Raw genomic sequence first — 19,053 nt, forward strand, 5'->3', positions numbered from 1 at the left:
GTTCAGGACGATGCAACCTTTTTATTTCTTTCTGCATCCTTATCGCATAACCACGCACGCTAAACACAAATACCATGAAACGCTCATCTTTCCTGTTGACGACACTTTGCGCACTTCCCCTGGCTTTGACTGCCCTGGCGCAGGATCGGGACGAAACGCCCTACGAAACAAAAAACTTTAGCGGTAACCTCAACAACGTCCGGGTTGAAACCTCCGGCGGCAGCATTTCTGTCGAAGGCGGGTCGTTGAACGGGGTGAAAGTCGAGATGTATGTACGGCCGAATAACTGGCCAAGTAACAAGCTTTCCAAAGAGGAAATCGAAGAGCGGTTGAAGGAGTACGACATTAAACTGGGCGTGGAAGGAAATACCGTCCTCGCGACAGCTAAGCGCAAAAATAGGGATAACTGGGACTGGAAGCGTTCCATCAATATTGCGTTTAAAGTATATACCCCGAAAAATTTCGCGACCGATCTGCACACGAGCGGAGGCAGCATTCGGCTCAGCAACCTGGTGGGTAGCCAGAACTTTGCTACCAGTGGCGGTAGCCTGCACCTGGCCGGCGTCGAAGGCCTGATCAAAGGACGTACCTCGGGCGGCAGCATTCACCTGGAGCGGTGCCGGAAAGACATCGACCTGGCGACGAGTGGTGGCTCCATCCACGCCAACGATTCGGACGGCAATCTGGACCTGCGGACGTCGGGCGGCAGCGTTCACCTGACCAACCTGAGCGGTCGGATCAACGCGCGCACCAGTGGCGGTAGCGTGAAAGGCGACGGCATCAAGGGCGAGTTCGTAGCCGGAACCTCGGGCGGCTCGGTTCGGCTGTCGGACATTTCGGGTAGTCTCGAAGCCAGCACCAGTGGGGGCGGTATGGATGTCGAGATTACGAAACTGGGTGAATACGTCCGGCTGTCGGGTGGACCGGGCAGCGTTCACGTCCGGATGCCGCTCGACCAGGGCATCGATCTCGATCTGTCGGGAAATCGGGTGGATATTCCGTTGAGCAAATTCGACGGTACCGTCGAAAAAGACCGCGTTCGGGGGCGTCTGAACGGGGGCGGTGTCCCGGTCCGCATCTCCGCTGGCAGCGGCACCGTCTACGTCAACAGATAGTTAAGAGTTAAGAGTTATGAATTAAGAGTTATGAGTTGGCTGACGCATTCAATTGAGGCAGCGCAACTCTTAACTCTTAATTCATAACTCTTAACTCCCCCTTGTCCGTTTGTGAACAAAAGAGTGTCCGGTGACGGACACTCTTTTGTTTTTGATGGGCTTATTCGATTAGTTTTCAGGTTGTTGGTTTTCTGGCATAAGCATTGAGCCGGTATTGGCAATCCGTTCATCCGATACACTATGTTTCGCAATTACGTCCTCATCGCTTTTCGGAATCTGTGGAAACACCGGCTGTTTTCCCTGATCAATGTGTTCGGGCTGGCATCGGGCATCATGGTGTGTTTGCTGGCGCTGATCGACATCAAGGGGGCGTTTGATTACGGTAATTACCATCCGCACCCGGAACGAACCTACCGGATTTTGACGGACGTAACAACGCAGGTCAATCAGACCGTTGCTTACGCCACCACGCCCTTGCCGCTGGCCGATGTGTTAAAGCGGGAATACGGTTCTGTCGAACAAACGACGCGGGTGATTCGCAGTTATGCCAAACTGACCGTCGACCGGAAAACCCTTTCGGTTTCGTACTGCGCCGTCGATCCCGGTTTTTTTACGGTATTGGGGTATAAATTGGCCGCCGGGCAACCCGCTACCGAACCCGGGACGGCGGTTTTAACCCCAGAGACGGCTGAGAAATTCTTTGGTCTTGCGAATCCGATTGGAAAAACATTCCATCATAAAGAGTTTGGCACCCTGACCGTTACGGGTGTTTTTCAACCGTTACCGATTCGCTCGCACCTGCGGTTCGAGATGGTGCTTTCTATGTCGACGGTGGCCCGTGAAGGGAACCCAGCGCAAACCGATTGGCGGAACTATGGGGCCGGGTATACCTACGTGTTGCTGAAAGACGGAACATCCGCCGAGTCGTTTGAAAAAAATCTGCCCTCCCTGGCTGAACGAAACACGCAGGGGGTGCGGTTTCAGTCGGAAAAAGGCTATACGTTCCGAGCGCAGCCGCTAACGGATCTTTCGCCTTCCCACGAAGAACTGGTGAACGGAACCTGGGAGCAAACCTGGGGCAAACTGGCCACCGAAATGAGCGTTGGCCTGCTAACGCTGCTGCTGGCGGTTTTCAACTACGTGAATCTAACACTGGCCCGGTCGTTGAGCCGGGCGCGGGAGGTGGGCATCCGAAAAGTATCCGGGGCCGTGCGGTGGCAGTTGATGGCCCAGTTTATGGCCGAATCGGTGGTGCTGTCGGTGCTGGCGCTGGGCGGAGCCTACGCGATGCTGTTGCTGATCGAACCCATGCCGTTTGTGCAGCAGTGGCTGATTGGTGGGGTTACGCTGACGCCAACCTTGTGGGCGGTTTTCGTCGGATTCAGTGTTCTGGCGGGCCTACTGGCCGGATTTGTTCCGGCGCGGGTGTTGTCTGGTTTTCGCCCGGCGCAGGTATTGCGCAGCCAGACCGGATTGAAAGTTTTCAAAGGAATCACTCTCCGCAAGTCGTTGATTATCGCCCAGTTTGCTATTGCGCTGGTCGCGATGATTGCGCTGCTGTCGATGGCGCGCCAACAGCATTATATGGCAACCGCCGACTACGGTTTTCGGCGTGAACACATCCTGAACCTGCCGCTAAACGACGTGCCCTACCAACGGCTGGCCGACGAATTGAGCCGCATACCAGGCGTTGAGCGGGTGTCGGCCACGTCGGAACTGTTTGGCGGTCACGGGGGTGACTGGCAGCGGGTGCGTCGACAGCGAACCGGGGGAGATTCAGCCCTGGCTTTCATTTTCTCGGTCGACCGGAATTTTATTGCCAACATGAATTTAACCGTATTGGCCGGACAGAATTTGCCCGAAATGGTAGTCGATACCACCGGGCCGGGAGCGCCGGGACGGTTTGTGCTGGTGAATGAAGAAGCCGTTAAGGCGTTCCGGCTGGGCGATCCGCGCGAAATGGTCGGAAAGACGCTCTGGCTCAACGACAGCACTGACGTGCAGGTTGCCGGGGTGCTGAAAGATTTCCGGTTTACCACGTTTAACTGGACCATCAAGCCGTTGCTGTTGAGTTATCAACCGCAGCAGTATCGGTATGCCAATGTTCGAATTACCGGGGAAGCCTCACAAACTACGCTCGCTCAGGTCGAACAGGTCTGGAAAAAGTTAAATCCGCACCAAGCGTTCACGGGGCAATGGTACAGTGATTTTCTTTACCAGCGGCATAGTCACGAATCGGATATTAGTTTTATGGGTCTACTGACCGGTCTGGCTTTTTCCATTGCCTGCCTGGGGCTGCTGGGCATGGTGACGTACACGACGGAAACCCGCGTCAAGGAGGTGGGCATCCGGAAGGTAATGGGAGCGCAGGTAGGACAGATAATCTGGTTGTTGTCGTGGGATTTCGCTAAATTACTGCTCATTGCCGCAGCCATTGCGTTGCCGTTGGGATACCTGGCCGGAATGGCATTTCTGATTAATTTTGCTTATCACGTTTCGGTTGGCTTCGAAACGCTGGGGGGTTGCTTCGGCCTGTTGCTGGGCCTGGGCGGTTTAACCATTGGACTCCGGACGTACCGGGCGGCTCTGGCAAACCCCGCCGACAGCCTAAGGAGCGAATAAGTGGGAGTTAAGAATTAAGAGTTAAAAATACGTGTCGACAAATAACTCTTCACTCATAACTCTTAATTCTTAACTCAAAAAGCCGTTGAGGTCGAGTTGGAGAAGGTCGGAATAAGAGGATTCGGTGGTTAGTCCGCCGTCGCCTTTGGTGTAGCGAAACCACTGTTGGGTTTTATAATTATAGACGAAGGCTTCCTGAATACCGTAATTGTTTTTGTCAGTCAGCCAAATAACTTTATCAATATCATTCTGTAAACCAGCCGTATGGCATATTTCAATAATCAGTGGTGTTTGATCGGATGCATTATTATAAAGAATCAGGTCGGGTGTCGGGCTGCTTTTTCCCTCATCCAACATGGTTTCAACCAGCGGCTCGAATGGAAGAGATTGTGCACGGTAATACAGTGAACCCAATCCCAGCATGAGCTTGCCGATTACCCGTTGGTGTTGCTTTGGGGCATTTGTCCCCATCTCTTCGCGAGCCAGAAACGGCACATCGTCACCTGTGTAGTACATAATGAATTAGATTTACATTTCTCAAATATACCAAATTATGATTTCTCTACGGAACATTTCCAAGTACTACCCCGCCGGTTTTGGGAAGACCTACGTGCTGCGCAACATCACGCTCGACATCAACGAAGGCGAATTCATTTCGATCATGGGACCTTCGGGATCGGGCAAGTCGACGCTGCTGCACATTCTCGGAATGCTGGAAGAACCGTCGGAAGGCGAGTATTTGTTTTTCGACCAGCCGGTGCAGAAGCTGTCGGAAAAACGCCGTACGGAATTACACCGCAACTACATCGGTTTCGTGTTCCAGGCCTACCACTTGATCGATGAACTGACGGTGTACGAAAACATCGAAACCCCCCTGTTGTACAAAGGCATGTCGTCGTCGGAGCGGAAAAGCCGGGTGGCCGAATTGCTCGACCGGTTCAACATGGTGGCCAAAAAAGACCTGTTCCCGACGCAGCTTTCGGGTGGTCAGCAGCAACTCGTCGGGATCGCCCGGGCCGTGGCCTCGCAGCCGAAGGTGATTTTTGCCGACGAACCGACCGGCAACCTGCATTCCGACCAGGCGAAGGAGATTATGGAACTCTTCAAAAAGCTGAACAAGGAAGACGGGGTTACCATCGTGCAGGTCACGCACTCGGAGGTGAACGCGGAATACGGCAACCGGATTCTGCGACTGAAAGACGGCTGGCTCGAATCGTTCCCGGTGTCCCTGGAGAGCGAATCAGGCGCCTAGGTCATAAACCCGAAAGTAAAGCTTTTATCGGCGCAAAGGCCGCTTCGGTAAACGTCCAGTCGCCTAGTTGCCGAATCCACTGGATGCCGGAGACGTTGCTGCAAAAAACCGCATCGGCATCGGCCAGAACCGTCGGTTTGAAAAGCCCTTCCTGAACGCTAAAACCGTGTTGCGGAGCCAGCCGCAGCAGCTGCCGACGCAGGATGCCGTCCAGACAACCGCTGTCGAGTGAGGGCGTAAAGAGGGTTTTGTCCCGCAGCCAGAACAGGTTGGAGGCAATGCATTCGGCCAGATTGCCCTGGGTGTCGAGCAAAAGCATATCGTCGGTATGCTGCTGTTGTTTGGCAATCCCGGCCAGGACGTACGGCAGGGCGTTCAGCGTTTTGAAGGCCGAAACCGGCGAGGGCGACAGCCGGACAGCCTCAAAGAAGCTAACCAGCGGTTTTTCGGTCAAGGCAAACCCCGGACCGGAGCGAGCCGTGATCAGGTAATTGGCCTGGAAGGTGGTTGGCGTGTATAGCCCACCGGGTTGTCGCCAGACCTGGAGTTTGATGCGGGCAGTTTGCGTAGTCAGGTTATTGACTTCCAGGAGTTTTTTAATGTATTCTAAAAGTGAGTTGGAATCGAATTGTGGAGGTCGATCGAGCCAGAGAGCGTCCATCCCGCGCATCAGCCGGTCATAGTGATCCGGCCAGAACCGGACCTGCCCGGCGTCGTACCGAATGGTTTCAAACAGTCCGTCGCCGTATTGGAACGCCCGGTCGCCGGGTGGGAGCGAAACCAGGGCTTCCGGCAGTACATCCCCGTTTAAAACCACGTTCATTTGCATTTTCACCGTTTATCTAAAATCTGTAATCTGTACGCAAGATACTTTGTAACATTGAACAACCATGAAGCGATTTACATTCAACAACGGCCCGGTGAACCGGTTTAAAGTGACGATCCTGGCATCGCTATTGGGGCTTACCATATCCACTGCCGACGCCCAGACGACAGTTCAGACCGGCCAGGCGGCTCCGGCATCCAACCGGTTTTCGCTGCGGCAATGCATCGACATTGCCTTGCAAAACAACCTCCAGGTCAAGCAGGGACAATTGAACGTGCAAGGCAGCGAGTTGCAGCTACGCCAGTCGAAACTCAATCTGTTGCCAAGCGTTAACGGGTTTGCCAGCCAGTCTTTCAGCTCAGGACGGAACATTAACCCAACGACAAACGCCTTCGTTACCTCGTCGGTAAGCTCGAATAACTACCAGTTATCGGGTCAGGTAACGGTTTTCAACGGGTTTGCGCTGCAAAGGACGATCAAGCAAAATGACCTGTTCCTGCAATCGACGCAGCAAAATTTACTGGCGACCCAAAATAATGTAGCCCTTTTGGTTGTTCAGAATTACCTGAATGTACTGACCTATCAGGAGCAACTCGATATTGCCCGGCGGCAGGTAGTTACCAGCCAGGGGCAACTCGACCGCACCACCAAGCTGGTCAATGCCGGAACCCTGGCGGAAGCGCAGCTTTACGACCTGCGCGCTCAGGTGGCCAACGATGAACTAGCCGTTGTTAATGCCCAGAACAACCTGGATCTGGCTAAACTGGCGTTGTTACAGGCCATGAACCTCCCTGCCGGCAACAGTGGCGCACCGACGCCCAACACGCTGGAGATCGAGAAATACCAGTTGGACGATCCGACGCTGGAGCCGTATTCGGCTTCTGCCCAGCAAGTTTACGAAGCTGCCCTACAATTTATGCCGGATGTGAAAGCGGCTGAATTACGCGTTCGGAGTGATGCTGCCGGGGTAGAGGTCGCCAAAGCGGGTTTATACCCGACGTTAACGGTGAGCGGAAGCCTAAGCACCTTATATTCGAATGTAGGTTTGCAAAAACAGTTTGAAAACGGATCTGTAGTAAGCCCTGATCCACTAACTGTCGTGCTTCCAAATGGACAGCAACAGCAGTTTTATATTGTACAGACCGCTTACCGGTACGAGGATTATCGATACGGCGAACAACTGAATAACAACCTGAACCGGGGCCTATCAATTAACCTGAACATCCCGATTTTCGGCCGCTTCCAGGCTCGCAACCGGATTACGAATGCCACAATTACGCAGAAAACGTCGGAAATTACCGCCGAAAATACGAAATTGACGCTCCGTCAGAATATTGAATCGGCGTATACGAGCATGCTGGCGGCTGCCAACCGCTACCGGGCCACGCTAGTTCAGGTTGAATCACTGGAAAAAGCGTTCCAGGCAGCCGAAAGCCGGTTCAATGCCGGGGCCTTGAATTCCGTTGACTATAACATTGCCAAAAATAATCTTGACACGGCCCGTGCTAATCTGGTGCAGGCCAAGTTCGATTACGTATTCCGGACCAAGATTCTTGATTTTTATCAAAATAAACCGTTGTCCTTTTAATGAATAATGAACCGCGCGGGCGGCCCCGAATGAATAATGAATAATTTGCAGCTTACCGTGTAGTTTAAACGCTGCTTATTCATCCGGGTTGCCGGTACGTTCATTATTCATTGTTCATTGTTCATCTCTATGAAACGCAAGTCGAACCGCATCTGGTGGATTTTAGGTGGTATCGTTATTCTGCTGGTAGGCGGGTTGGTGGCAGCAAAGCAGGCTGGTCTGATCGGCCAGGTAAAGCCTACCGAAGTTGATTTTACGGCCGTTAAACAGGTAGACATCATCGAGCGCGTCAGCGCATCGGGGCGGGTCCAGCCGGAAGTCGAAGTGAAAATCAGCCCGGACGTTTCGGGGGAAATCATTGCCTTATACGTTGCCGAGGGCGATTCGGTCAAAAAAGGCCAGTTGCTACTGAAAATCCGGCCCGACAACTACGAATCGCTGCTGGCCCGGGCGCGGGCAACGGTTAATTCCAGCCAGGCGCAATTCCTGCAAACGCAGGCGATGGCCGCTCAGGCGCAGGCCCGATTGATTCGGGCGAAGGCCAACTACGAGCGTAACAAAAAATTACTAGCCGACAAAGTAATTTCGGCTTCCGATTTTGAACAGATCGAAGCGGATTACAATGTGGCCAAACAGGAAATAGAGTCGGCCCAGGCCAACGTCAAGGCTGCCAAGTTCAACGTAGCTGGAGCCGAGGCTGGATTGCGGGATGCCACCGAAAACCTCCGGAAAACGACCATTTATGCCCCCGTCAACGGCACGGTTTCCAAGCTGAACGTTGAGCTCGGTGAGCGTGTGGTCGGAACATCGCAAATGGCCGGTACCGAGATGCTCCGGATTGCCAACCTGAACAATATGGAAGTGCGGGTCAATGTCAACGAGAACGACATTGTGCGGGTAAGCCTGGGTGATACGGCCGATATTGATGTGGATTCGTACTCAACCACCGGTCGGAAGTTCAAAGGTGTGGTGACGGAGATTGCCAATACCGCCAACGGGCTGGCTGCGTCCGGGGCAACAGGGTCGTCATCGAGCCTGTCGACCGATGCCGTCACGGAATTTGAAGTACGGATCAAGGTTCTGAACAATTCTTACAAGGATTTGATGGCGCAACGGGCCAAGCGCAGCTACCCGCTGAAACCCGGTATGACCGCTTCCGTCGAGATCATCACCGACCGCCGATCGGGTGTGCTGGCCGTTCCGATTGCCGCCGTTACGACGCGCGGGGCCGCCCAGGAAGTCATGAACCGGAAGGTCAATGACGATGATGACAATCAGGAACAAAAACCGGGTAATCAGAGTACGGCCAAGAAAGAAGAGGTAAAAGAAGTGGTTTTTGTTCACCAGAATGGCAAAGTCGTGCAGCGGGAAGTTAAAACCGGCATCAGCGATTTTGACAACATCGAAGTGAAATCCGGGTTGAAGGCTGGTGATGAAGTCGTATCGGGGCCTTTCATTGCGGTTTCCAAGCAACTCAAAGACGGTGATCCGGTGGCAAAACGCGATCCGAATAAGGACAAAAAACCGGAAAAAGCCGGCGAATAATAGTAGGTTGAGAAAAGCGAAAACGTCTGCCCGGTTGAGCGGTGCAGGCGTTTTTTGTTATTTTGCGCCGTTAATTATTAGAAGAAAGAGGCCAGACTAAAGACCAGAGACGTTGCGGATTGATGGAGTTACCGATCTGGCTTCTCATCGCACTTACTACAAACCTATGATTCAACCCGCTCGGATTACCGTCGTGGGCGGTGGCAGTTGGGCCACGGCACTGATCAAAATCCTGTCAGAAGGCAATAACCACATCCGCTGGTGGCTTCGTAGTTCACACGATGCCGCACACATCAAGCAGTTTCACCACAATCCGAGCTACCTGAGCGATGTCCAGATCAATCCGCGCAAGGTGCGGGTTTGTACCAAAATCAAAGACGCCCTGCGCGACAGTGAGCATATCATTCTGGCCGTTCCGGCCGCATTTGTGAGTGATGCGCTGCAAGGTATAAAACCGGAAAATCTGGCGGAGAAACACCTTATTTCGGCAATCAAAGGCATGATTCCCGGTCGAAATCAGTTGGTAACCGACTGGGTCGAAGAGGAGTATCGCGTTCCGGCGGATCGGATTGCCGTCATTGCCGGGCCGTGCCATGCCGAGGAGGTGGCGCTCGAAAAACAATCGTACCTGACCATTGCCTCCCAGAATCTGGCATTTGCAACGGCGTTTGCCCAACTGCTTAACGGTCGGTTTGTGCAAACCACCCCACTTGATGATATTTACGGGGTGGAATACAGTGCCGTGATGAAAAATATCATCGCCTTGGCCTGTGGCATTACCCACGGTCTGGGCTATGGTGATAATTTTCAGGCGGTTTTGGTGTCGAATGCCATGCAGGAAATCCGGCGGTTTGTTGATACGGTTTACCCGATGCTCCGTGACCTGAGCGCTTCGGCCTACCTGGGCGACTTGCTCGTGACAGCCTATTCTCCGTTCAGCCGAAACCGCACGTTCGGGCATCTGATCGGCCGGGGCTACAGCGTGCAGTCGGCGCAGATGGAGATGAATATGATTGCCGAAGGGTACTATGCCGTGAAAAGTATTCACGAAATCAATCGGCAACATGAAGTCGATATGCCGATTATGGAAATGGTTTACAGTATTTTATACGAAAAAACGTCGCCAGCGCTGGCGACGAATGCGCTAAAATCACTCCTGAAATAACGTACCCACGGGCTTTAGCCCGTGTGAGCTAGTACGACCATCTAGATGATATAAACTCCCAAAACACGGACTAAAGTCCGTGGATACGTTAGAGGAAATTCCGGATGCGGGCGGCTACTTCGGCCAGCTCGTCTGAGCTCATTTTGAGCTTGTTATTGAAATTCATGTCCGCCATGCTGTTCATCGGAATCAGGTGGACGTGGGCGTGCGGCACTTCCAGACCGATTACGGAAACACCAATCCGTTTGCACGGAATCGCTTTTTCAATCGCCGGGGCAATCCGCTTGGCGAATTGCATCAAACCGGTATATAGTTCGTCGTCCAGATCGAAGATGTAATCGATTTCCTGCTTCGGAATCACCAGGGTGTGCCCTTTGACAACCGGAAACACATCCAGAAACGCCAGGTAATCGTCGGTTTCGGCAATTTTATGCGCGGGTATTTCACCGGCGACGATGCGGGAAAATATAGAAGGCATAGGCTTTAAATGAATAATGAACAATTAATAATGAAAAGGCAGCCGCGAATTATTTCATTATTAATTGTTCATTAAAAAAACTAGCGTCCAATCTCGAGTACTTCGAATTCCAGCGTACCGGCGGGCACTTTGATTTCGGTGGTATCGCCTACTTTTTTGCCCAGCAAGCCTTTGCCAATGGGCGAACCGACGGAGATTTTTCCCTGTTTCAGATCGGCTTCTTCCTCCGAAACCAGCGTGTAGGTAACCGTTGCACCGTTCTTCCGGTTTTTGATCTTGACGGTCGACAACACCGATACCTGCGAGGTGTCAATCGACGACTCATCCAGCAGCCGGGCGTTGGACAGAATTTCTTCCATCTTTGAAATCTTCATTTCCAGCAGGCCCTGAGCATCTTTGGCGGCATCGTACTCGGCGTTTTCGCTCAGGTCTCCTTTGTCGCGGGCTTCGGCAATCTGGCGGGCTATATCGCTCCGGCCTTTCGTTTTGAGGTCATTCAGTTCGGCTTTTAGCCGCGTAAGTCCTTCTTCGGTGTAATACGAAATTTTACCCATGTTACATCTACTCTCTAAATTTCTGTTGCCTTTGGTTTACATGTCCCCAAGACCTACAAACTCCAGTATTGTTTCTTTTTTGTGGTAAAAGGCTACAAAAAAGAAAAGAACGGTTCGCTGACCGTTCTCCATACAAAATCTTGTTTCTTTGTAGGAAGCGTCAGGAGCCTTTCTGCGGAATTGTCTGTATCGTTGTCCGACTACTCATAGTGGAACTCAGGAAGACAAAAATAACAATTCCGTGGCATTCTCCCAATGCTGCGAAAGCAATTCGAGCAAATAACAGCTAACGGTTTTGAGAAGTGATTCGTTGCGCATCGTGTTTATGGGCACGCCCGATTTTGCGGTGGCCAGTTTACAGAAGTTACTCGACAACGGTTGTCAGGTCGTCGCCGTAGTGACGGCTCCCGACCGACCATCCGGACGTGGTCAACAACTCACCGAGTCGCCGGTGAAGCGGACGGCTGTGGCGGCCGGTATCCCGGTGTTGCAGCCCGAAAAGCTGCGGGATCCGGTTTTTCTGGAGCAACTCCGGAGCTATCAGGCTGACTTACAGGTTGTAGTGGCGTTTCGGATGCTGCCCGAAGTCGTTTGGTCCATGCCCCGGATCGGGACGTTTAACCTGCACGGCTCGCTGCTGCCGCACTACCGGGGAGCCGCTCCGATCAACTGGGCGGTGATCAACGGCGAAACCGAAACCGGCGTCACGACTTTTCTGATCGAGAAAGAAATCGATACCGGCCAGCTAATTTTTCAGGAAACCGAACCCATTCATGCCCACGACACCGCCGGAACCTTGCACGACCGGCTGATGGTCAAAGGGGCCGAACTGGTGCTGAAAACTGTCCGGGCGATTGAATCGGGTGTCTATCCGCGCATCCCGCAGCCGCAGTCCGACACGCTGAAACCGGCTCCGAAAATCCACCGGGAAACCTGCGAAATCAACTGGTTTCAGCCTGCCATAGCCGTTCGGAATTTTGTCCGCGGACTGTCGCCTTACCCAACAGCCTGGACAAAAATTAACGGTAAGGTGTATAAGATCTACGCGGTTTCGGTGGCCGACCAATCTCCATTTCCGGCCGAACCGGGCGAAGCGTACAGCGACGGCAAGAAAACGCTGCTCATCAAAGCTGCCGATGGCTGGCTGTCGGTCGATGAACTTCAGGCTGAAGGAAAGCGTAAAATGACGGTAGAAGAGTATTTTCGCGGAAATAAAATTTGAATGATGCTGATTAGCCTGATTGCTGCCGTGGCGGAAAACGGTGTTATTGGACAGGACAACGATCTGGTTTGGAGCTTGCCCGATGATTTTAAGTACTTCAAACAAACCACCTCGGCCCATCCGATTCTGATGGGCCGAAAAACGTTCGAGTCGTTGGGGAAACCGTTGAAAAACCGACTTAACGTGGTCATTACCCGCAACGCTGAGTATCGTCCGGACGAGGTCGTCGTAGTGGATTCTCTGGAGAACGCACTGGCCGAAGCCCGGAAAACTGGTACGGACGAAGCGTTCGTCATTGGCGGGGCCGAGGTTTATAAACAGGCGCTGCCACTGGCCGACCGGCTGTATCTGACGGAAGTAAAGGCCTCGTTCGAAGGTGACACTCGGTTTCCGGATTTTGACAGAACCGACTGGCAGGAAGTCAGCCGCCAGCATCACCCGGCCGACGACCGGCACGCCATTTCCTTCGATTTTGTGGTCTGGGAGCGGAAACGGGCTTAGCGCAGCAACGCCAGGTTGAACTGAAAACCGGGCAGGACCTCCTCCCCGGACAAGATGTTGTCAAATCCCTGAACGACCTGCACCGAGCCATCGGGGCGGTAAACGCGGGCGGTTTCGGTTTTCGGATCAATGAGCCAGCCCAGCCGACAGCCGTTGTCGAGGTATTCGCGCATTTTGTCTTCAGCCAGGCGTCGGCTGTCGGATTCGCTCATTAACTCCACAACGAAATCCGGGCAAAGGGGTGGAAATTTCCGGCGTTCGTCGGCGCTGAGTACGTTCCAGTAGTCGGCCAAGACCCAGGCTACATCTGGTGAACGGACGGCGCCGTTCGGCAAAACAAAGCCGGTGGAAGAATCGAACACGAAACCCAGCCGGGTGCTTCGGTTCCAGATTGTTAAATCAGCATTCAGTTCGCTGTTGCGTTTACCGGTTTCTCCACCTGTTTGTCCCATGACAATGATTGTTCCGTCGGCGTCGCGCTCAAATTTATGGTCCGGATTTTCCTGACAATAGTAGAAAAACTCATCATCGGTCATGGGACGAAAATCCCGGGGCATCTTCAGGATCGAAAAGCCGTTGGTGAGTAGCATGTTCATGGTCTGCTGAGTTGACTACCAAGATACGAATTCCGACTATCCTTTCATAAACCGAATCACGGCGACTTCGGCCAGCAAAAAGACCAGCGCGGCAATGACAAAGTATTTCCAGAGGTTGGTGCCCAGGTTCTGCTGCCGAAGTTCTTCCACAAAATCATCGTCCTGAATGCTGTTGAAGACCTGCACATTGGGCTGGTTGGCGAAAATGCGCCGGAGTTCGTCGGGTGTATAAAACTCCATCTGCGACTCCCGGTTGCCGTGGTTGAAAGCCAGCAGCTTTTCGGTTTTGCCGTTGAGTTGCAGTTCGTAATAGCCCGAGGCCAGTTGCTGCCCGTCGTTCAACTGGTTACTTTTCGGCAATTCCATCAGCAACTGGTTGCCGTTGATGCGCTGCACCGGAATCAGCTCCAGTTTGTCGCGCTTTAATTTATAGACGGCATTGGGCGTGGCATTGCTGACGGTCATTTCGATGGTGTTATCGTCAAAGGAATAGGCCGTGCGCTCGGGCCGGACGCTCAGGGCGGCCACTTTATACATAATCGGCACAAACAGCGCATGTTGTGCCAGATTCCCGTATTCCGTGTTTAACGGGCTGGCGAAAACGTAGACCTGCCCCGTTGAGCCACCCGCGCGCGATTGGGTCAGGAAAGGCGTTCCGTTGCGCAGGGTCAGCAGCCGTTCGCCCACCACCCGCCACTGCCAGACCGGCACCGCATTCGGCACGTTTTCGATGCCCTGCTGGTTCGATTGCTCGAAAATGTCCCGAAAAAACGGATTCTGCCGGTTAGGGGGCGACATCGGTTGGAGGGGTGGCAGAGGAGGAGCCTGCGTTTGTAAACCGGCAATACCCAGGCTGGCCAGAAACGACGACCAGGAGGCCGCATCCGGCTGGGTCGGCGGAATGATGACCAGACTGCCACCCTGGCGAACAAACCGTTCCAGTTCGCTCCGCAACGTGCCGCCCACCTGATTCAAGCCTTCCAGAACCACTAGATCGGTGTTTTTCAACTGGCCCACATCGACGTTTTGCGCGTTAAAACTCCGGCGCACAAACAGACTGTCATTGCCAAAGACATTCTCGATGTAGTTGGCTTCGCTTTTCTGCTCGAACAAATGCAAAACCCGAATGGACGGTGATGCCTGAATGACGAAATAGTATTCGTTGTCGAAGGTAATTGGGTAATCTTCAAACGTGATGCGTCCGCGCCGGAAGCCTTTCTCCGTCACATTAAAATTAAGGGTCGCTGTAGCGGTTCCTTTCCCGGCCAGCGTTACGGAAGCCGTCGAAACCTGGGTTTGATCGATGAATAATTTGATGGGTAAGCTCCGAACCGACTCTTCCCCACTGTTGCGGACACGGACGTTCAAGGTGTTGTTTTGTAATTCGCGAATGAACGGCGTACTGAGCCAAACCGAATCGACGAAGACATTTTTGGTCGGCTGAGTTTCGACCGGCACCAGAAAAAGCCGGTTGGTCGTATCGATTTTCAGTCGGGACAAATCACCGGACGTGCTTTTCTGGAAATCGGAAAACCAGAATAACTGGTTGGGGCCGGTCGGGTTGTTGGTCGCCAGCAGATTGAGTTGACGGCGGTACACATCGGGCAAGGTGCGGGGCGTGTGGGCAAACCGGATGGTTGTCACGCGGTCGCGCAGGGCGTCGGCGGTTCCGACGGTTTGTTCCTGGCTGCTGAAATCGTTGGTCACCAGTTGCAGCGATGTCGCATTCCGGAACAGGCCCAGCAACTGATCGAGTTTGCCGGTGGCGATGTCGAGGTACCGCTTCTCGTTCAGTTCGTTCTGCATGCTGTACGAATTATCGAGGTACAGGCTCGTCAGGCCCGTCCGGGTCAGGCCCAAACGGCTTTTACTCGGGATAAACGGCTGCGCAAACGCCAGCACCAGGCAGATCACAAACAGCGACCGGAAGAGCAGAATCAGGTAGTGCTTCAAGCGCCGAAACGATTTGGTTTCGGTTTGCACGGTTTTCAGCAGGGCGACGTTGGTAAAAAAGACCCGGCGCGTTCGGCGAAAATTAAACAAGTGAATGGCAACGGGAACCGAGACAGCCAGGAGCCCAAACAGGAACGAAGGATATAGGAAACTCATTCAAACAGTCCGCCGGAGCGATTTATTTAGGTATAACGGCCAAACCAACCCTTGTTGGTGTGTCCGGAACGAATTTAACAAGAATCCGACTCGGATAATACCCGTTCGTCAGATTTCGACTCCGAAACCAGCGAACGACCAGCTTTTACTCAATCAATTTCCAGTGTATAAAAGGCATCCTTCGTTTGCAGGACATCGGTGTACGTAATGGAACCGCTTTCGTCGCCGAAAGTTAGAAAATCCGGTACCGGCGTGTGCCCCACCACTTGGTGCAAACCCGTCACAAAATCGGTTGCGGTTTCGCGTTTATCGGCCCAGACGGGCCCTCCGGCGGCACCGTACCCTCCCCGCAAATAACTGACGGCAAACAGCGATGGGTGCAGGAAGGTGTGCTCGTGCATCCGATTTAAGGCTGAGCCTAACTGTTCCAGATTCCGCAAATCCAGGTTCAACTTGGCCTTAATGCTTTCTTCCGGCAACTGATTCAGCCAGTTCATCGACACGCCCGCGTGCGTAAACAGGTACGCTCCCTGTTGGTAAGCCAATTGAAAAACCGCCCGGTTTTCCGCAAATAGCTTTGTCAGTGCCGGTTGCATTGAAGGACGAAACCCTGAACAGCGGTGATTTGGAAAATGCAGGTATTGCGCATCATGGTTACCGATCAACAAAACGACCTTGTCAGGATACTGCTGCTTGAGCTGAACGATTTGGCGCAGATTCTCCAGAATAACCGCATCACTCAGTTCGTAACTGTCGGTATAATCGCCCAGAAAAATTACTTTATCGTACTGCCTGACATCGACCTGCTGCCAGTTGTTTCGACCATGAAGGTCGGAAATGGTCACAATGTTCATACCCGGTCAATATATGGAAAAAGCCTTTACCGCCGAGGCAGTAAAGGCTTTTTTGTCAACCAAGTGGTGACTTACAGCGTCCGCTTCACTTCTTTCAGTTCGAAGCTTTCGATGGTATCGCCCACCTGTATATCGTTGAAGTTCTTGATGCTCAAACCGCATTCGTAGCCGTTCCGAACTTCGTTTACATCATCTTTAAACCGTTTCAGGGCGCTGATTTCGCCGGTATGGACTACGATGAAATCACGAACGACCCGGACTTTGTTGTTCCGGCGGATGATTCCTTCGGTTACCATACAACCGGCAACGGTTCCGACGCGGCTGATCTTGAAGACATCGCGTACGTCGATCGTACCCACGATAACTTCTTCGGTGGTCGGAGCCAACATGCCTTCCATAGCATCCCGGACTTCGTTGATCGCGTCGTAAATGATGGAGTACAGACGAATCTCGATCTGCTCCTGCTCCGCCAGACGGCGAGCGCTGGCCGAGGGCCGCACCTGGAAGCCGACGATGATCGCATCCGAGGCCGAGGCCAGCAGGATATCCGATTCGGAAATCTGCCCGACGGCTTTGTGGATGATGTTGACCTGTACTTCTTCGGTCGACAGTTGCAACAGCGAATCGGACAAGGCTTCGACCGAACCGTCCACGTCACCTTTTACAATAACGTTCAGTTCTTTGAAGTTACCAATGGCCTTCCGGCGACCGATTTCTTCCAGCGTAATGTGCTTACGGGTCCGCAGGTTTTGTTCACGCAGCAGTTGCTCACGTTTGTTGGCAATCTCGCGGGCTTCGCGTTCCGTCTCCATCACGTTGAACTTGTCACCCGATTGCGGAGCGCCGGGCAGACCCAAAATCTGGACTGGCGTGGAAGGTCCGGCTTCTTTCAGGCGCTGGCCGGTATCGCCGGTCATGGCCCGAATCCGGCCGAAGTGAGCGCCCACCAGCACGATGTCGCCCTGACGGAGCGTCCCGTTCTGCACGAGCATGGTGGTTACATATCCACGCCCTTTATCCAGCTCGGCTTCGATGACCGTACCGGTCGCCCGTTTGTTCGGGTTTGCTTTCAGTTCGAGCAATTCGGCTTCCAGCAACACTTTTTCGAGCAGTTCGGAAATACCCAAACCGGATTTCGAAGAGATTTCCTGGGTTTGGTATTTACCGCCCCACTCTTCGACGAGCATGTTCATGGCCGAGAGTTCCTCCCGAATCTTATCGGTATTGGCACCTGCTTTATCGACTTTACTAAAGGCAAAGACAATCGGTACCCCGGCTACCTGGGCGTGGTTGATGGCTTCGCGCGTCTGCGGCATGACACTATCGTCGGCCGCGATCACAATAATAACGACGTCGGTCACCTTCGCACCCCGTGCCCGCATGGCCGTAAAGGCTTCGTGACCCGGCGTGTCGAGGAAGGTAATCATACGATCATCATCGGTTTTTACGCTGTAAGCACCGATGTGCTGCGTGATCCCCCCGGCTTCACCGGCGGCTACCCGTGTCCGGCGGATGTAGTCGAGCAAGGATGTTTTACCGTGGTCGACGTGACCCATGATGGTCACAATCGGAGCGCGGTGCTCGAGGTCTTCCTCGGCGTCCGGTTCTTCCACCAGACCCGATTCGATCTCTTCCTCAGCCGAGACAAACTGTACTTCATACCCAAATTCATCGGCGATGACCGTAATGGCTTCCGCGTCGAGCCGCTGGTTGATCGAGACGAACATCCCCAGACTCATACAGGTCGCAATCACCTCGTTGACCGACACATCCATCAGGGAGGCCAGGTCGTTGGCCGACACGAATTCGGTCACTTTCAGGATTTTTGCTTCTTCGTTTTCCAGGTCAAGGCGTTCGCGTTCGCGCTCGGCCCGTTCCTGCCGACGATCCCGGCGACGGTCGGCACCCCGATTGGGTTTGTTGCCGGTCATCCGGGCCTGGGTAGCCTTGATGGAATCTTTCACCTCGCGTTGCGAAGGCTCTTCCCGCCGATCCCGGGTATTCCGGTTACCGGCTTTATTTTTGGCATTGCCTGTGTTACCACCCTGCGCCGGTTTATTCTGGCCCGGTTGATTCCGATTGGGCTGATTGGCGTCGCGGTTACGCGGAGCCTGGCCCGGTTGAGCAGGGGCCGTGCCAGTGCCTGTACCGGGGGCGGCAGAACCACTGACCGGATCACGACGCAGGCGTTTGCGCTTCCGTTTTTTATCCCGGTCGTCCGTCGATGCGACCGGACCTCCCGACTTTTTATTCCGTTCCGAAGGCAATTCAATAGTTCCCAGAACCGTCAGACCGCGTAGTTGTTCCCCACGGGCACGGATGGTTTCGATGGGTACATCGATTTCGGCTTCTGCTTCCGGTAAAGCCGGTTCTTCCCGACGCGGGGCTGGACGTGGATCAACGGGACGGGGTGGTTGCTGACCGCGCTCGTCCTGTGGACGGGGCTGGTCAGAGCGGTTGCCCGGAGTCTGGAAACCGGGACGGTCGGGGCGCCGATCGCGGTCGCGCGAGCCCTCATTCCGGTCGTTGCGGTTTTGTTGCTGGCCATGCCGGTTATCCGGGCGACCACCATCTTGCCGGGGCCCATCCGGGCGGGGGCCATTAAAGCGTTGATTATCGCCCCGGT

Annotated in this window: 16 protein-coding genes; 8 read left to right on the top strand and 8 right to left on the bottom strand. The window is 53.7% G+C overall.

What is annotated here, in order from left to right; translation table 11 throughout:
- Positions 1 to 74 precede the first annotated feature (74 nt).
- Positions 75 to 1,115, top strand: a complete 1,041-nt coding sequence (locus tag ACO2Q8_RS27110; protein ID WP_423348033.1) for a DUF4097 family beta strand repeat-containing protein — start codon at positions 75 to 77, stop codon at positions 1,113 to 1,115.
- Positions 1,116 to 1,355: 240 nt separating this feature from the next.
- On the top strand, positions 1,356 to 3,737 hold the full coding sequence (locus tag ACO2Q8_RS27115; RefSeq protein WP_423348034.1) for an ABC transporter permease: 2,382 nt from the start codon (positions 1,356 to 1,358) through the stop codon (positions 3,735 to 3,737).
- A 69-nt stretch (positions 3,738 to 3,806) separates the two neighbouring features.
- Here the strand turns inward: ACO2Q8_RS27115 and ACO2Q8_RS27120 are convergent, their stop codons facing one another.
- Positions 3,807 to 4,253 (bottom strand): hypothetical protein, encoded by a 447-nt coding sequence (locus ACO2Q8_RS27120; protein ID WP_423348035.1) that lies wholly within the window; start codon positions 4,251 to 4,253, stop codon positions 3,807 to 3,809.
- A 37-nt stretch (positions 4,254 to 4,290) separates the two neighbouring features.
- Here ACO2Q8_RS27120 and ACO2Q8_RS27125 point away from each other — a divergent pair, with 37 nt between their 5' ends.
- The gene (locus tag ACO2Q8_RS27125) at positions 4,291 to 4,989 is read left to right on the top strand and encodes an ABC transporter ATP-binding protein (protein WP_423348036.1); all 699 of its coding nucleotides are present in this window, start codon (positions 4,291 to 4,293) and stop codon (positions 4,987 to 4,989) included.
- Position 4,990: 1 nt separating this feature from the next.
- On the opposite strand, the gene ACO2Q8_RS27130 is transcribed toward ACO2Q8_RS27125, so the two are convergent.
- Entirely contained in the window at positions 4,991 to 5,812 is an 822-nt protein-coding gene (locus ACO2Q8_RS27130; RefSeq protein ID WP_423348037.1) for an aminotransferase class IV, read from the bottom strand.
- Positions 5,813 to 5,879: 67 nt separating this feature from the next.
- Between ACO2Q8_RS27130 and ACO2Q8_RS27135 the strand changes: the two genes are divergently transcribed.
- The 3 genes from ACO2Q8_RS27135 (at position 5,880) to ACO2Q8_RS27145 (ending at position 10,113) form a co-directional block, all read left to right on the top strand.
- Complete coding sequence (locus tag ACO2Q8_RS27135) at positions 5,880 to 7,403, top strand: TolC family protein (protein ID WP_423348038.1); 1,524 nt, start codon at positions 5,880 to 5,882, stop codon at positions 7,401 to 7,403.
- 129 nt (positions 7,404 to 7,532) lie between these two features.
- Positions 7,533 to 8,948: an efflux RND transporter periplasmic adaptor subunit gene (locus tag ACO2Q8_RS27140; protein WP_423348039.1), complete on the top strand. Its 1,416-nt coding sequence runs from the start codon at positions 7,533 to 7,535 to the stop codon at positions 8,946 to 8,948.
- Between the two features lie 166 nt (positions 8,949 to 9,114).
- Complete coding sequence (locus ACO2Q8_RS27145) at positions 9,115 to 10,113, top strand: NAD(P)H-dependent glycerol-3-phosphate dehydrogenase (protein WP_423348040.1); 999 nt, start codon at positions 9,115 to 9,117, stop codon at positions 10,111 to 10,113.
- Between the two features lie 88 nt (positions 10,114 to 10,201).
- Here ACO2Q8_RS27145 and ACO2Q8_RS27150 read toward each other — a convergent pair whose 3' ends face one another.
- Both ACO2Q8_RS27150 and greA read right to left on the bottom strand, forming a co-directional pair.
- A complete protein-coding gene (locus ACO2Q8_RS27150; protein ID WP_423348041.1) occupies positions 10,202 to 10,591 on the bottom strand; it encodes an HIT family protein in 390 nt (129 codons plus the stop codon).
- Positions 10,592 to 10,671: 80 nt separating this feature from the next.
- The gene (gene greA, locus ACO2Q8_RS27155) at positions 10,672 to 11,145 is read right to left on the bottom strand and encodes a transcription elongation factor GreA (protein WP_423348042.1); all 474 of its coding nucleotides are present in this window, start codon (positions 11,143 to 11,145) and stop codon (positions 10,672 to 10,674) included.
- 295 nt (positions 11,146 to 11,440) lie between these two features.
- Here greA and fmt point away from each other — a divergent pair, with 295 nt between their 5' ends.
- Both fmt and ACO2Q8_RS27165 read left to right on the top strand, forming a co-directional pair.
- Entirely contained in the window at positions 11,441 to 12,367 is a 927-nt protein-coding gene (fmt, locus tag ACO2Q8_RS27160; RefSeq protein ID WP_423348043.1) for a methionyl-tRNA formyltransferase, read from the top strand.
- Positions 12,368 to 12,868, top strand: coding sequence for a dihydrofolate reductase (locus ACO2Q8_RS27165; RefSeq protein ID WP_423348044.1), 501 nt, complete (start codon positions 12,368 to 12,370; stop codon positions 12,866 to 12,868).
- Here the strand turns inward: ACO2Q8_RS27165 and ACO2Q8_RS27170 are convergent.
- The 4 genes from ACO2Q8_RS27170 to infB form a co-directional block, all read right to left on the bottom strand.
- Positions 12,865 to 13,464, bottom strand: coding sequence for a Uma2 family endonuclease (locus ACO2Q8_RS27170; protein ID WP_423348045.1), 600 nt, complete (start codon positions 13,462 to 13,464; stop codon positions 12,865 to 12,867). The genes ACO2Q8_RS27165 and ACO2Q8_RS27170 overlap by 4 nt on opposite strands.
- Before the next feature lie 36 nt (positions 13,465 to 13,500).
- A complete protein-coding gene (locus tag ACO2Q8_RS27175) occupies positions 13,501 to 15,573 on the bottom strand; it encodes a BatA domain-containing protein (RefSeq protein ID WP_423348046.1) in 2,073 nt (690 codons plus the stop codon).
- A gap of 149 nt (positions 15,574 to 15,722) precedes the next feature.
- Entirely contained in the window at positions 15,723 to 16,427 is a 705-nt protein-coding gene (locus tag ACO2Q8_RS27180) for a metallophosphoesterase (protein ID WP_423348047.1), read from the bottom strand.
- Between the two features lie 71 nt (positions 16,428 to 16,498).
- Positions 16,499 to 19,053 (bottom strand): translation initiation factor IF-2 (infB, locus tag ACO2Q8_RS27185; RefSeq protein WP_423348048.1); only part of this gene is annotated, 2,555 nt, incomplete at its 5' end.

The organism is Larkinella sp. VNQ87 (genome assembly GCF_049445795.1).
Lineage (GTDB): Bacteria > Bacteroidota > Bacteroidia > Cytophagales > Spirosomataceae > Larkinella.